Origin of the sequence: Algoriphagus boritolerans DSM 17298 = JCM 18970 (assembly GCF_900108085.1) — a bacterium.
GTDB lineage: Bacteria > Bacteroidota > Bacteroidia > Cytophagales > Cyclobacteriaceae > Algoriphagus > Algoriphagus boritolerans.
In genome coordinates, this window is sequence record NZ_FNVR01000008.1 from 129,304 (window position 1) to 142,765 (window position 13,462).

Consider the following 13,462-nt stretch of genomic DNA (forward strand, 5'->3'; position numbering starts at 1 on the left):
AAAAGCCCCAAAAAAGCTAGACACTCGTTGGGGGCATTTTTTGTTATTTTTTACCAAAAAGTGCCTTAATTCCTGCAAAAATCTGCCTGAAACCGTCTTTGAAAAGCCCTTTCGACTCCTGAAACTTCGGTTCTAGTTCTTCTTTTTTCTCTTTAAATTCCCGCTCCAGCATTTCTTTACCTTTGCGAAGTTCTTCTTCAAGGGAAGTTTTATTCTCCTTTAGATTCTTGATCTTCTCCTCAATCTCCTCTTTGATATCAGCGCCTGCTTCGGCACCTTTTTGGATGAGATCTTCTATTTTGGCCCCAATTTCCTGAAGGACATCTTCTATTTCCTGAGTGGTTGATTTTTTATTTTCCATAGCTAAAAGTGATAAGTAATCCCGTCAAGTTAGTCGAAAATATTGAGAATCAGCGGACATTCTATTAAAAATCAATCCTCGACAGGCTCTCCCGATTGTGTTTGCTTTTCATAGAGGTCGGCATACACTCCTTTTTGATTCATCAACGAATCATGATTCCCTCGCTCTATGATTTTGCCATCATCAAGTACGATGATATGATCAGCAAGTTTTGCAGAAGATACCCGGTGAGAAATGATCACTGAGGTGCGATTTTCCATGATTTTGCGAAGGGCAGTCAGAATAGAATTCTCTGTCTTGGTGTCTACCGCAGAGAGGCAATCATCCAAAATCAGGATTCTGGGCTCTTTGGCTATAGCCCGGGCTATGGATACACGCTGCTTTTGTCCTCCGGATAACGTAATGCCCCGCTCACCCAGCATGGTTTCAAAGCCTTTTGGGAAGTCAATGATGTTTTGATAAACATCTGCATCTTTAGCGGCTTTTTCGATCAAATCCATATCCGGATGATCTATACCGAAAGCAATATTATTGGCTATAGTATCAGAAAAGAGGAATACGTCCTGTGGAACAAATCCCATTTGTCGGCGCAAAGACGAAATGTTATAATTCCGGATATCCTGTCCATCTACTTCAATCTTGCCAGAGGTGGGGTCATACATCCGCATCAGCAGATTGGCAATAGTTGATTTTCCTGATCCTGTAGTACCGATGATGCCTAAGGTTTGGCCGGCTTTGATTTCAAATGAAACCTGGTCCAAAGCCTGAATTCCAGACTCCGGATAATAGAAAGAAAGATTCTCTACCACAATTCTGCCCTGAATCTCTGAATCCAGATTCTTCAGGCTCACAATGTCATTTTTGATATCCAAAAATTCATTGATTCTCGTTTGCGATGCCGCCGCCCGCTGCACAATACTAGTCACCCAGCCTAAGGAGGTTACAGGCCATGTCAGAATGTTGACATACAAAATAAACTCCGCGATCACGCCATACCCGATTTCCCCTTGAATCACCTGAATACCGCCTACATAGACTGTAATGATGGTGGATATCCCAACCAAGGCCATAATCAAGGGAAAAAACAAGGCATTCACCCGTGTGAGATTGATTGACTTGATTTTATATTCTTCACTTGCTTTGGTAAACTCCCTTGCAGAATCCTCCTCTCGCACAAATGCTTTCAAGACCCGAATTCCGGAAAAAGCCTCCTGAACGAAAGTGCTCAGTTCTGATAGGCTTCGCTGTATTTTTTCCGATCGTTCATTGATCAGATTATTGACAAAGTAGATACTCACAGACAATATCGGCAATGGAAGCAGGGAATAGAGGGTTAATTCTGCATTCACAGAAATCATGTAAAAAATCACGAGAGGAAATAGGATCAGCAAGTTTAGCCCATACATGATCGCAGGGCCAAGATACATTCTCACCCGACTTACATCTTCGGTAATTCTTGCCATGAGATCTCCGGTGCTATTTTTCCGATAAAAGCTCAGGGGAAGGTCTTGATAATGCTCAAAGATTTCGTTTTTCATGTCATATTCCACTTTGCGGGACATGATAATGATCGTCTGCCTAATCAGAAAAAGAAAAAAACCTCTCAATAAGGCCATCACCAAAATCAAAACCCCAAAAATAAATACGACCTGTAAGAAATTTTCTCTGGCCAAATCCCCCATTCCACCTTGCATCAAAGGCCGGTAAAGCGAAAAACTCTCCACCACATAATCTATGGCTATTCGTACAAGTTGGGCCGGAATGATTACGAATACATTGGAAATCACAGTAAATACTATACCCAAAAGCAGCAACCCCTTGTATTTATATAAATACTTATTAATTCTCCAAAGTGGCTTCACCAAATAAAAACTTTAAAATCGAGGATAAACTTATAGAAACTACGGATGCAATTCCTTTGTAGGCTGATAAAAGTATTTAATTTTGTATCAGCCTTTTCACGAAGGCTACAGCCCAAATATAACATATTCTAAAAAGCTAAGTTCAGATGTTGGAGATTAATGCAACCGAAAGCGTGCGAGAGGGATCTATCTTTGGACAGATCAGCACCATGGATCACGAGCAGCTCGTGGTCTGTCACGACCAAGCCACCGGCTTAAAGGCACTCATTGGCATACACAATACAGTGCTTGGCCCCGCCCTGGGAGGCACAAGAATGTGGCCTTACGCCACAGAAGCCGAAGCCATTACGGATGTCCTGCGACTCTCCAGGGGCATGACGTTCAAAAACGCCCTCGCCGGACTAAATCTTGGAGGAGGTAAAGCGGTCATAATCGGCGATCCCAAACTGAAAAATGAAGCTTTCTTAAGAAGATTCGGACGATTTGTAGAAAGTCTGGGAGGTCGCTACGTGACCGCCGAAGATGTCAATATGAAGACCTCGGACATGGAATACATTGCCATGGAAACCCGTCATGTCACCGGATTGCCCCAGATCAAGGGTGGAGCCGGAGATCCTTCACCCGTGACTGCCTTTGGAGTGTACATGGGAATGAAGGCCGCGGCCAAAAAAGCATTTGGTTCGGACTCCCTGAAAGGCAAAAAAATAGGTGTGCAAGGGGTGGGTCAAGTTGGAAAATACCTGATCGAATACCTGGTAAAAGAAGGTGCTGAAATTCTGATCACGGATATTTTCGAGGAAAAACTCAAAGATATAGCCAAGACTACAGGTGCTACCGTGGTAGACCCCAATGTGATCTATGACCTTCCTATGGACATCTATGCTCCCTGTGCCCTCGGCGCAACAATCAACGATCAGACGATCGATCGTCTCAAATGTGCTGTGATCGCGGGTGGTGCCAATAATCAACTTCAGGATGAAGAAAAACATGGTAAAATCCTGATGAAAAAGGGAATCATCTACGCTCCGGACTTCCTGATCAATGCAGGCGGAGTGATCAATGTGGGTGCTGAATATTATAAAGAATACCAAAAAGAAACTGTTTTTGCTCAGACTGAAAAGATCTACGACACTTGCCTGGGTATTCTCGAAAAATCCGAAAAAGCGAACATTCCTGCGCAGCAAGCTGCAATCGAAGTGGCAAAAGCCAGAATCGAAGCCATTGGAAGAGTGAAACTTCCATTCTAACCAAAATCCACAATTTCATCTAAACCATCGAAGGAGCACTTTTCGGTGGTTTTTTTTGTCCAAATTTGAATGGGTATACCCCGCTCAAATTCCTTATATTTGCGATTCTTTTAAAACCTTTATGCTAAATAGAAGAATCCTCAGAGTCAAGGCATTTCAGAATCTCTACGCCTTTGAACAATGCAAAGGATCTAATCTCAATATCGCCAAAGACTTCATAAAGGAGTCTTTTTTGCCGGATCTCAACAGTATGGAAGTACAGGATAAGCCTGCCTTGATCAAAGATACGGAAGAAGCTATCAAGCTTTTTGATCAGAATCTGGAAAATCTGAGTTTACTCAAGTCTGCTGATCAAAAACCAAAAATAAAGCAGGTAGTACTGGAGGCTTTGAAGCAGTATCACACTGCCAATGAAAAAGACCGGGAGTTTATGCTCAAAAACATGGTCGCTTCAGCGGAAAGAATCCCCCAACTGTACCTTTTGGCAATTTCGCTTTTGCAGGCTTTTGCCAAACATGTTGAAAAAGAGATTGAAAAAAAGAAAAAATTCGCGGGAGACAATCCCATAGCCTATGCAAATGAGATGAACCTCGCCAACAATAAGGTGTTGAAAATCATCCGTGAATCCCCGACCTACCGGAATGCGATCGCGCGAAATAATGTCGATCTTGACGACATCGAACTTGAAATAAAGGAGTGGTTTAGAGATTACATCAAAACATCAGAAACCTATCAAGCCTATCTTCAAATACCCAATCCAACACTGGAACAGGATTATGAAGCTGCGGATGACTTACTGAAAAAGGTAATTTTCAAAAATGAGGTGATACTCAATTACTTCTCAGAGAAAGACCTGAATTGGACAGAAAACAAATCTGTAGTACGGAGCTTAGCGTCAAAAGTACTGAAAAACGCCTCCAATCCTGACCCCAAGGAATCCGAACAGCTACCTGAGATAGCAATCAACTGGGATGAGGATAAGGAGTTTTTTCAAAATATCTTTAACTTCACGATCGAAAACATTGATTCCAGCAAAGCAATGATTGCCCAAAAAACTAAAAATTGGGACATAGACAGACTGGCTTTCACCGACAAAATCATCATCTCGATGGCGATTGCAGAAATGAAAAATTTCCCAAGCATCCCGGTGAAAGTAAGCATCAATGAGTACATTGATATATCCAAAACATACAGTACGCCAAAAAGCAAGCAATTTGTAAATGGATTGTTGGATGTTTTGGCAAAAGAACTAACCGATAGCGGTCAAATCCGTAAGAGTGGTCGAGGACTTTTAGACAATAAATAAGGAAACCATGGGTAAAAGCACAAATACACTATTCGCATTCGCACTCGGCGCCGGAGTTGGCGCCGCTTTGGGCATATTATTCGCACCTGATACAGGAACAAACACCAGAGATAAACTCTCTTTCAAACTTTCCAAATACAAGAAAGAATTGGAAGAACTTATCGGTGACCTTGTCGAAGGTAAAGAACTGCATCTTAATGAGGCAAAAACCGAAGGAAAACGAGTCATCTCCGAGGCCAAAAACAAGGCAGAAAATCTGCTGAATGACGTAAATAAACTAATCGATCAAATCAATCAGGGAAAAAGCTGATTTGAAATATCCATTTGAACTTCTTCTTGAACAAGGAAGTTTTCATCAATTGTACTGATTCGATATTACACGTAAAAAACCAAACAATAAACAAATGAAAATCAAATTGCTAAGCGTTTTCGCCTTGGTGTTGGCTATGGCCAGCTCCTGCGACCAAAAAGATGACCAAGCTGCAAAAATTCAGGCATTGGAAGACAAAATCGCCCAATTGGAAAACAACAACACCGCTGTAACTCCGGTAAATGCCCAGACTACCACTGCAGCAGATCCAAGTACTTTGGGTCAATTTCAGTTTACTGAAATGGAATACGATTTTGGTACCATCAACGAAGGTCAAGTAGTAGAGCACATCTTTAACTTCACCAACAACGGTCAGTCACCTTTGGTCATTTCCAACATCACCGCATCTTGCGGATGTACAAGTCCTGACTGGACCAAAACTCCGGTAAATCCAGGGGAAGAAGGTTTTGTGAAAGTGGTCTTCAACTCCACCGCCAAATCCGGAGCTCAGGCACCCACCGTGACTATCCAGGCTAATACGAACCCAACTGTCACCCGATTGAGATTGAAGGGTTCAGTTACACCTAAGTTGGCAGGTGCATCAGCTCCAGCCGGACCATTGAAGCGATAATCATGATCCTTACCGTATTAGCTCAAGCCGCAGCAGGTGGCAGTGGTATTCTTGGCCAGGTATTTCTTTTCGGCTCTATCATTCTGATCATGTATTTCTTTATGATCCGACCACAGCAGAAAAAGCAAAAAGACACCAAGAAATTCATTGAAGAAATAAAAAAAGGCGATGATATCGTGACCATAGGAGGTCTTCACGGAAAAGTCTACAGTGTGGACGGTGATACCGTTCAATTAGAACTTGACCGGGGACTAAAGGTAAAAATCGAAAAATCAGCCATCTCATTGGACTTCTCAAAAAAGTCAACACCAACAAAATAAACTGAGCTTTGCCGGAAACCAAAAAATCCTCCGGAAGGATTTCTTCCAAAAGACTCTCAAACCTTAAAGTGGTAGTACTCTGCGTCGCAGCGGCTACCACTTTTTGGGTTTTAAATGCCCTGAATAAGGACAATTACACCACTATTGTAGATTATCCCATTGCCTGGGACTTTGACGAGTCCAAGTATATGGCCGTAAAACCCCTTCCCGAAAGTTTCCCAATTCAGATTTCGGGAAACGGATGGGACTTGCTTAGAAAATACTTCAAGCTAAACGAGCCCCCATTTATTATAAACCTCGCAGAACCATCGTCCAAAAACTTCATCCTTACCTCTGATTTGAAGCGTCCATTGGGTGATTTCATTACCCCCACTACTTTGATCGGGACACTGGAAGATTCCATTCATTATCAGATTGACAAAATCGAAACCAGAAAATTGGATTTGGCCATTGATACGACCAGGTATAGTCTGGGCAAAAACGTGGAAATCGATGGATTAATTTCTTTTAGTCCAAGCCAGGTTACTGTCAAGGGGCCAAGTTCCTTGCTTGATGATTTTGGGGGGAAATTTTATGTCGCGATAAATGAGAATCGCATCAGCCAGAATTTCCAGAAATCTGTCAATTTGGAAATCGAAAAAAAACTGGCCGATTTCATCAGTTTGGAAGAAGAATCAGTGGAAGTAAGCTTCTCGGTTATTCAATACTTGGAAGGAAACAAGCGACTGAAAATAAAGAAGATTAATTTCCCCAGATCAGTCACCCTCGAAGATGAAGAACTTACTCCCATGATTACGTATCTGATTGATGCCAGTAAAGTCACCGAAATAAAAGATGTCGAGTTTGATGCCATACTGGATTATGGGAAAAGAAACCGGAAGGACAGCACTATTTCGATTGAAGTAAGACCCAATCCAAGTTATATCAAGGAAATCAAAGTGGAGCCTGCTTTTGTGAAGTTGAAATATGAATAATTCGCGGCCAATCCGGGTAGGAATCACAGGTGGGATTGGTTCGGGTAAATCCACCGTTTGCCGGGTTTTTAAGATTTTGGGCATCCCGGTCTACGCTGCTGATGATAGAGCCAAGTGGCTGATGTCAAATGACTCAGATCTGAAACTCCAACTGACCGAAAGCTTTGGCCCCGGGACATTTCTTCAGGATGGCACATTAAATCGAGCTTTTTTGGCACAAAAAGTTTTTTCCGATCCGGAGCGAGTAAAAATGATCAATGCCCTCGTTCACCCGGCGGTGGGGAACGATTTCAAATCCTGGGCAGAAAAACAAACGGCTCCATACCTCCTCAAAGAAGCTGCTTTGCTGTTTGAAACCAATGCATACAAAGAACTGGATAAGGTAATCAATGTCAGTTCCCCACTTAAAATCAGAATGGCCCGCATACTGATGCGGGATCCGCACCGTGACGAAAATCAAGTCAATCAAATCATCAATCAGCAGCTCCCGGATGAAAAGAAGAATGAATTGGCTGATTTCGTGATAAAAAACACGGAAAATAAGCTCCTGATTCCTCAAATTCTGGAGATTCATAAAAAACTCTCTGACGAGAATTCCTGACTTTTCAATTCCTATCGGAACTTACATTTGGCCAAGCTGAACAAAACTTGCGCATCTTCAAAAATCCCTAACCCCACCACCGATGAAAGTTTACAATCCAAAAGACTGGGTCCAGTTGATTTTTTCGATATCAAAATCAGATACCCTTCTCAAATTGGCCCCGATGATCGCATTTGTCACGGTGTTTTCTTTTGTGGTTGTCTACATTGAACTCCATGTAATCAAAATCAGTGCTGACAGCTGGGTCAGAAATCTGCCACAGATGCATAGCTTACTCAGTTTTGTGATTTCACTACTCTTGGTGTTCAGGACAAATACTGCCTATGACCGCTGGTGGGAAGGCAGAAAACAGTGGGGAGAATTGGTCAACAACAGTCGAAACCTTGCGCTGAAAATCGCAGGAATGGTAGACCCCAGTAATGAAGCGACCCGAAGATTTTTTAGAAAAACCATCCCGATCTTTTCGTTTTCTCTCAAAGACCACCTTCAATCCAAAGTCACTGAATACAGTCTTGACGACGATGCAGGTGAGCAAAAGGAAAAATTGGACTTTGAGAAGCATGTGCCAAATCAAATTGCCAAGATCATGTTTTCCAAAGTAAATCAACTCTATGTTTCCGGGGGAATCACCGGCGACCAATTGATTCTACTAAATGGAGAAATTTCCTCATTTACCAATATCTGTGGAGCCTGTGAGCGAATCAAAAACACCCCGATTCCATACAGTTACAGTTCATTCATCAGGAAGTTTATTTTGGTCTATACCCTGACACTTCCCTTGGGCTATGCCTTCACTGTCGGCTATTTAGCCGCGCCTTTGGTAGCCTTTATTTTTTATGTTCTGGCCAGTTTGGAATTGATCGCAGAGGAAATCGAAGAGCCCTTTGGAGCTGATGAAAATGACTTACCCATGGAGAAAATAGCCGAAAATATTGATCGCCATGTGGGAGAAATTTTAGATTGAACTGAAGCTCATCTGGCTTTCTCATACCAGGTTTTGTGGACAATCTTCCATTTTCCATCCACTTTCATCAGCGTCAAAAAGTCATGGTAAAAGATCCCCGGCCAGTAAAGTTCTGTCTCAACCATAGCCGTGTATCCTTCTACTCGGATTGCCTTTATGGAGTTTTGAAAATCATCAGGATTTCTCAGAGACCCTGAGACTGTCCCTGCAGCCCAGATTTCAAAAGGAGTTACCGTAATCGTTTCTCCCCGATAGCCGATCAATCGGGCATCAGAATGAAAAGCTTCCTCCAGCATTGTTCGATCGCGCTGGATCATCCCCTCAAAGTACAGGTTGACCGTTTTGGTGATAGCTTCGATTTCATTTTGCTGCGCAAAGCTGAGACTGGAAACCACCATAAAAAGTACAAGAAATCCGGCTTTCATAATGGGTTGGAAATAAAAAACCGTTGAAATTTTCTCTGCAACGGTTTTATTTTGAAGGGGTTAAATGGAATCAAAACCCAAATACGGCCAAAGCACTTTAGGCATTCGAATTCCATCCAAAGTCTGATTGTTTTCCAAAATCGAAGCTACGATTCGAGGCAGTGCCAAGGCACTTCCGTTCAACGTATGAGCCAGCTGCGTTTTCTTATCCTCCCCTTTGAAGCGTAGTTTCAGTCTATTGGCCTGGTAGGTCTCAAAGTTGGAAACTGAACTCACCTCCAACCAGCGCTCTTGCCCTGCGGAATAGACTTCCATATCATACGTTAGCGCTGAAGTGAATCCCATATCCCCACCGCATAGTCTCAAAACACGATAAGGTAATTCCAGTTTTTGCAAAAGTCCCTGAACATAGCCACTCATGCTTTCCAAGGTGTCGTAGGACCTATCCGGATGCGTGATCTGCACCACCTCCACTTTATCAAATTGATGCAGCCGATTCAATCCTCTTACATGCGCTCCCCAACTTCCCGCTTCTCTTCGGAAGCAAGGCGTGTAACCGACATTTTTGATTGGAAGATCTTCTTCAGACAAAATCACATCCCGATAAAGATTGGTAATAGGAACCTCCGCGGTGGGAATGAGATACAGCTGATCTGCTGTCGCAAAGTACATTTGACCTTCCTTGTCCGGCAGCTGCCCGGTCCCATAACCGGAGTCCTCATTTACCAAAATCGGCGGCTGGATTTCAGTGTACCCCGCTGCCAAAGCTTCATCAAGGAAGAAGTTGATCAAGGCGCGCTGAAGTCTTGCGCCTTTACCTTTGTATACCGGAAATCCGGCACCGGTAATTTTTACCCCCAAATCAAAGTCGATGATGTCGTGCTTTTTGATGAGCTCCCAGTGTGGAAGTTTTCCTTCAAAAAGCACCGGGATCGTGCCGTGCTCCAAGACCACCTCATTGTCCTCTGCGGATTTCCCCTTGGGCACTGAGGTGTGTGGTACATTGGGAATCGTGTAGAGCAAAGCCTTCAAATCTTCTTCGGCCTGAGCATAGTGAGCCTCAAGCTCTTTGATCTGCTCTTTGATCTGGGAAGTTCGCTCACGGATAGCCACTGCCTCCTCAGCCCTGCCCTCTTTCATCAGAACTCCGATCTGCTTTGAAATAGTATTGGCTTCGGCCTGAATCTGATCCCGTTGTGATTGAGTGGATTTTCTCAAATCATCCAAAGCGATGACCTGATCCAAAATTGCAGGGGCATTGTGAAAATTTCGTTTTTGCAGACCTGCTACTACACCGGCGTAATCTTCCCGGATTTGATTAACTAAAAGCATGGATAAATCATTGAAATGATGTCCAAAGATAAGGACTTATCGGACATAGATTGTCTTGGACACGGTAGAGAATGGGCCTTCCAATTCTTTACCGTCACTTCTGACCAGTTTGACATTGATCCTGTAATCCCCAACCGGCAGATTGGTCACGCGGACGGGTGCCATGTGATCAATCTCATAGCCCAGGTCGTTTACTTTAATATGGACTTTCAGCCCATCTAGCTTCATGTCACCTCCCAAAACCAAAAAATCAATAATTAACTCATCCCCTACCTGCAAAACCTCTTCATTTCGGGGCAAATGCAGCGCGAGATAAGGCTCGGCCGAATACGGAAACGCTCTCGACTCCCCTACCATAAAGTCCCGATCTATATAGTTTCCGAAGCTTTTCAAGGCATGCCCTTCCTCATCGACCAGGTAGGCCACTACCCGATAGGTTCCTTCGGTCAGTTCACGTTGGAAAATGGGCGAAAAAAAACCCACTGGATCGCCCCCGTTGAAAATCAGGAAAAGTTTTGGGTTGGCGGAGACTTGCTCCATGATTGGGAAATTCTTGATATTAAATTCAAAAGGAACTTTACCCGGCCGAAAAACCTGATTGCCCAAAGGAGTATACAATTCCAGAATTGCATCGGGAAAGGAAGAGGAATCTTCATATTGGTAAAAGGTGACCTTGGGAATCCCGGAATCAGCAGAAAGTGAGTCCTCGCCCAGTTCAACCACAGATTCATTGATCTTCCGCTTATTTTCCGAACAGGCCACAGCTAACAAACCGACTACAAGACCTAGAGATAGTAATTTCTTCATTGACCAATCCGAATTGAGTTTAAAGATATTTAATTTTGAACAATTATATTGGCACCGTAACTAATCACTAAAACAAATGGACATCTTATTCGATGAAATTCCAAGTTTAGATCTAGCTGATTTTACTTCTGGGACCCCAGCGCAAAAATCAGCCTTTGTAAAAAAATTGGGTGAGGCATATCAAAACATCGGTTTTGTTGCGATCAAAAACCATGGACTTTCCAAAGATCTCCAAGATCGGCTTTACAATTCAATTAAGTCATTTTTTGCGTTACCGGATGATATTAAAAAGAAGTATGAAAAGCCGGAAATCGGATATCAGCGCGGCTATACAGGCAAAGGCAAAGAACACGCAAAAGGTCGAAATACCGGCGATTTGAAGGAATTTTATCATGTGGGACAGGAATTGAGCCACATTCCGGACACAGATCCTGTGAAGAATGAATACCCGGAAAATCTTTGGCCTGCGGAAATCGAAGGTTTTCAACAGGATGCCGTGGAAGCTTTTCAGACACTTGAAAATGCAGGGAAATCCATGCTCAAAGCAATTGCATTGAGTTTAGATCTTCCAGAAAATTACTTTGAAGACAAAGTAGCCTACGGAAATTCCATTTTACGGCAAATTCATTATTTCCCGATCGAAAACCCGGATGAAGTACCTGCAGATGCGGTCAGGGCAGCGGAGCATGGGGATATCAATCTCATTACCCTGCTCATGGGCGCAAGTGCGGACGGACTACAGGTATTGCGAAAAGACGGCAAATGGATCCCGATAACCGCCCTTCCGGATCAGTTGGTTGTGAATGTGGGCGATATGCTGGAACGATTGACCAATAAAAAACTTAAGTCAACCATTCACCGGGTAGTCAATCCTCCACGTGAGCTGATGAACACCAGCAGATTTTCGATTCCTTTCTTCATGCATCCCAGATCTGAGATGGATCTGACGTGCCTCGAAAGTTGCATCGACGAAAATCATCCGAAGCAATTTGCAGATGCCACAGCTGGTGAGTTTCTGGATGAAAGACTGCGGGAATTAGGTTTAAAAAAATAAGATGTCGGTCCGCCAAGTCCGATATTATGTATTCCTCAAAGATGTCTTCGCGCTGTCTGTAACGGCTTTTGGGGGACCGCAGGCATTTCTGGCGATGCTCTTGGAGCGGATGGTGAAAACCCGATCTTATATTACAGAAGAAGAACTCTGGGAGCTAAATGCCCTCTGCAATATTCTCCCGGGTCCTTCTTCTACCCAACTGGTTTCTGCCATTGGATTCCGGGTTGGAGGCCCAAATTTAGCATATTTAGCACTGCTGGTCTGGATCCTGCCTGCCACATTGCTCATGACAGCGACAGCAGTGCTGATTAGTTTTTTGCAGGAAAATACACCGGGAGCATTGGGATTTGCCCGATTTATCCAGCCGATGGCGATTGGTTTTATCATTTTTGCTGCGCAAAAGACGATCAGTAAAATGATAAAAAGTACAGATGCGATGATTTTGATGTTGATCTCGGCATTCGTCTCTTTCTTCTACAGTTCTCCCTATATTTTTCCGATCATGCTGGTCCTTGGGGGACTTAGTACCTCAATAAAGTATAAAAATCAGCCTAAAGTGGCTGATGACAAACCTTTAACCATCAAATGGGCGAATTTCTATCTCTGGGGTGGAGTATTAATTTTGGCTGCGGTAGCAGGTGCGATTACCAAATTCCAACCTATCCTGCTTTTTGAGAACTTCTATCGAAATGGAAGTTTGATTTTCGGAGGTGGCCAGGTATTGGTTCCCTACCTTTATACCGAGTTTGTAGATTTTAAGCATTTTTTGAGCTCAGAGGAATTCCTGACAGGATATGCTATTTCTCAGGGGATTCCGGGACCGACTTTTTCCATTTCATCCTATGTCGGAGCGCTTTCCATGCGGGAATTTGGATTAATGGGGTTTCTCATGGGGGGGCTTATTGCAGCTGCGGGGATTTTTCTACCGGGCATATTTCTGATTTTCTTTGTCATTAGATTTTGGGATCAGCTGAAACTATACAGACCCGTACGCGCTGCACTCGAGGGAATCAATGCAGTTTCATGTGGAATGTTGATTGCGGCTGCATATCTGCTTTTTGAACCGCTGGAAGCCAATATACTTCACATCATCTTTATCCTCGGAACTTACTCTTTGCTCCAATTCAGCAAGGTATCCTCCCCCGTAATTATTTTGGCGGGTATTGTTCTGGGTATTTTGGCAAATCACTTTATGATTTGATTTTCGCAGAAAAGAACTAAAAGGAACAAGAATAGCCAAGAAAGCGTTTTGTGTTGTAAATGGATTT

General features: G+C 43.2%; 15 protein-coding genes. 10 read left to right on the top strand and 5 right to left on the bottom strand.

Annotated features, from left to right (window positions below; genetic code table 11):
* Positions 1–43: 43 nt before the first annotated feature.
* Together C4S61_RS09730 and C4S61_RS09735 are read right to left on the bottom strand one after the other, a co-directional pair.
* A complete protein-coding gene (locus C4S61_RS09730) occupies positions 44–361 on the bottom strand; it encodes a hypothetical protein (protein ID WP_103924605.1) in 318 nt (105 codons plus the stop codon).
* Positions 362–432: 71 nt separating this feature from the next.
* Positions 433–2,223 (bottom strand): ABC transporter ATP-binding protein, encoded by a 1,791-nt coding sequence (locus tag C4S61_RS09735; RefSeq protein WP_103924606.1) that lies wholly within the window; start codon positions 2,221–2,223, stop codon positions 433–435.
* Positions 2,224–2,369: 146 nt separating this feature from the next.
* Here C4S61_RS09735 and C4S61_RS09740 point away from each other — a divergent pair, with 146 nt between their 5' ends.
* The 8 genes from C4S61_RS09740 to C4S61_RS09775 all read left to right on the top strand — a co-directional run bounded on the left by C4S61_RS09740 (position 2,370) and on the right by C4S61_RS09775 (position 8,576).
* On the top strand, positions 2,370–3,470 hold the full coding sequence (locus C4S61_RS09740) for a Glu/Leu/Phe/Val dehydrogenase dimerization domain-containing protein (protein ID WP_103924607.1): 1,101 nt from the start codon (positions 2,370–2,372) through the stop codon (positions 3,468–3,470).
* Positions 3,471–3,591: 121 nt separating this feature from the next.
* A complete protein-coding gene (nusB, locus tag C4S61_RS09745; RefSeq protein ID WP_103924608.1) occupies positions 3,592–4,776 on the top strand; it encodes a transcription antitermination factor NusB in 1,185 nt (394 codons plus the stop codon).
* Positions 4,777–4,783: 7 nt separating this feature from the next.
* On the top strand, positions 4,784–5,086 hold the full coding sequence (locus C4S61_RS09750; RefSeq protein WP_103924609.1) for a YtxH domain-containing protein: 303 nt from the start codon (positions 4,784–4,786) through the stop codon (positions 5,084–5,086).
* Between the two features lie 94 nt (positions 5,087–5,180).
* A complete protein-coding gene (locus C4S61_RS09755) occupies positions 5,181–5,717 on the top strand; it encodes a DUF1573 domain-containing protein (RefSeq protein WP_103924610.1) in 537 nt (178 codons plus the stop codon).
* Between the two features lie 2 nt (positions 5,718–5,719).
* Positions 5,720–6,037: a preprotein translocase subunit YajC gene (gene yajC / locus C4S61_RS09760; protein WP_103924611.1), complete on the top strand. Its 318-nt coding sequence runs from the start codon at positions 5,720–5,722 to the stop codon at positions 6,035–6,037.
* Between the two features lie 8 nt (positions 6,038–6,045).
* The gene (locus tag C4S61_RS09765) at positions 6,046–7,011 is read left to right on the top strand and encodes a YbbR-like domain-containing protein (protein ID WP_103924612.1); all 966 of its coding nucleotides are present in this window, start codon (positions 6,046–6,048) and stop codon (positions 7,009–7,011) included.
* Positions 7,004–7,612, top strand: coding sequence for a dephospho-CoA kinase (gene coaE, locus C4S61_RS09770; RefSeq protein WP_103924613.1), 609 nt, complete (start codon positions 7,004–7,006; stop codon positions 7,610–7,612). Before C4S61_RS09765 ends, coaE begins: the two co-directional genes overlap by 8 nt.
* 82 nt (positions 7,613–7,694) lie before the next feature.
* The gene (locus C4S61_RS09775; RefSeq protein WP_103924614.1) at positions 7,695–8,576 is read left to right on the top strand and encodes a bestrophin family protein; all 882 of its coding nucleotides are present in this window, start codon (positions 7,695–7,697) and stop codon (positions 8,574–8,576) included.
* 8 nt (positions 8,577–8,584) lie between these two features.
* Here C4S61_RS09775 and C4S61_RS09780 read toward each other — a convergent pair whose 3' ends face one another.
* The 3 genes from C4S61_RS09780 to C4S61_RS09790 are packed head-to-tail and all read right to left on the bottom strand — an operon-like array spanning position 8,585 to position 11,140.
* Complete coding sequence (locus C4S61_RS09780; protein ID WP_103924615.1) at positions 8,585–9,001, bottom strand: nuclear transport factor 2 family protein; 417 nt, start codon at positions 8,999–9,001, stop codon at positions 8,585–8,587.
* 60 nt (positions 9,002–9,061) lie between these two features.
* Positions 9,062–10,333: a serine--tRNA ligase gene (gene serS / locus C4S61_RS09785; RefSeq protein ID WP_103924616.1), complete on the bottom strand. Its 1,272-nt coding sequence runs from the start codon at positions 10,331–10,333 to the stop codon at positions 9,062–9,064.
* Positions 10,334–10,369: 36 nt separating this feature from the next.
* Entirely contained in the window at positions 10,370–11,140 is a 771-nt protein-coding gene (locus C4S61_RS09790) for a hypothetical protein (RefSeq protein ID WP_103924617.1), read from the bottom strand.
* Positions 11,141–11,216: 76 nt separating this feature from the next.
* On the opposite strand from C4S61_RS09790, the gene C4S61_RS09795 reads away from it, so the two are divergent.
* Together C4S61_RS09795 and chrA are read left to right on the top strand one after the other, a co-directional pair.
* Positions 11,217–12,194, top strand: coding sequence for an isopenicillin N synthase family dioxygenase (locus tag C4S61_RS09795; protein ID WP_103924618.1), 978 nt, complete (start codon positions 11,217–11,219; stop codon positions 12,192–12,194).
* A 1-nt stretch (position 12,195) separates the two neighbouring features.
* Entirely contained in the window at positions 12,196–13,395 is a 1,200-nt protein-coding gene (gene chrA, locus C4S61_RS09800) for a chromate efflux transporter (protein ID WP_103924619.1), read from the top strand.
* The last annotated feature ends 67 nt before the right edge of the window (positions 13,396–13,462 follow it).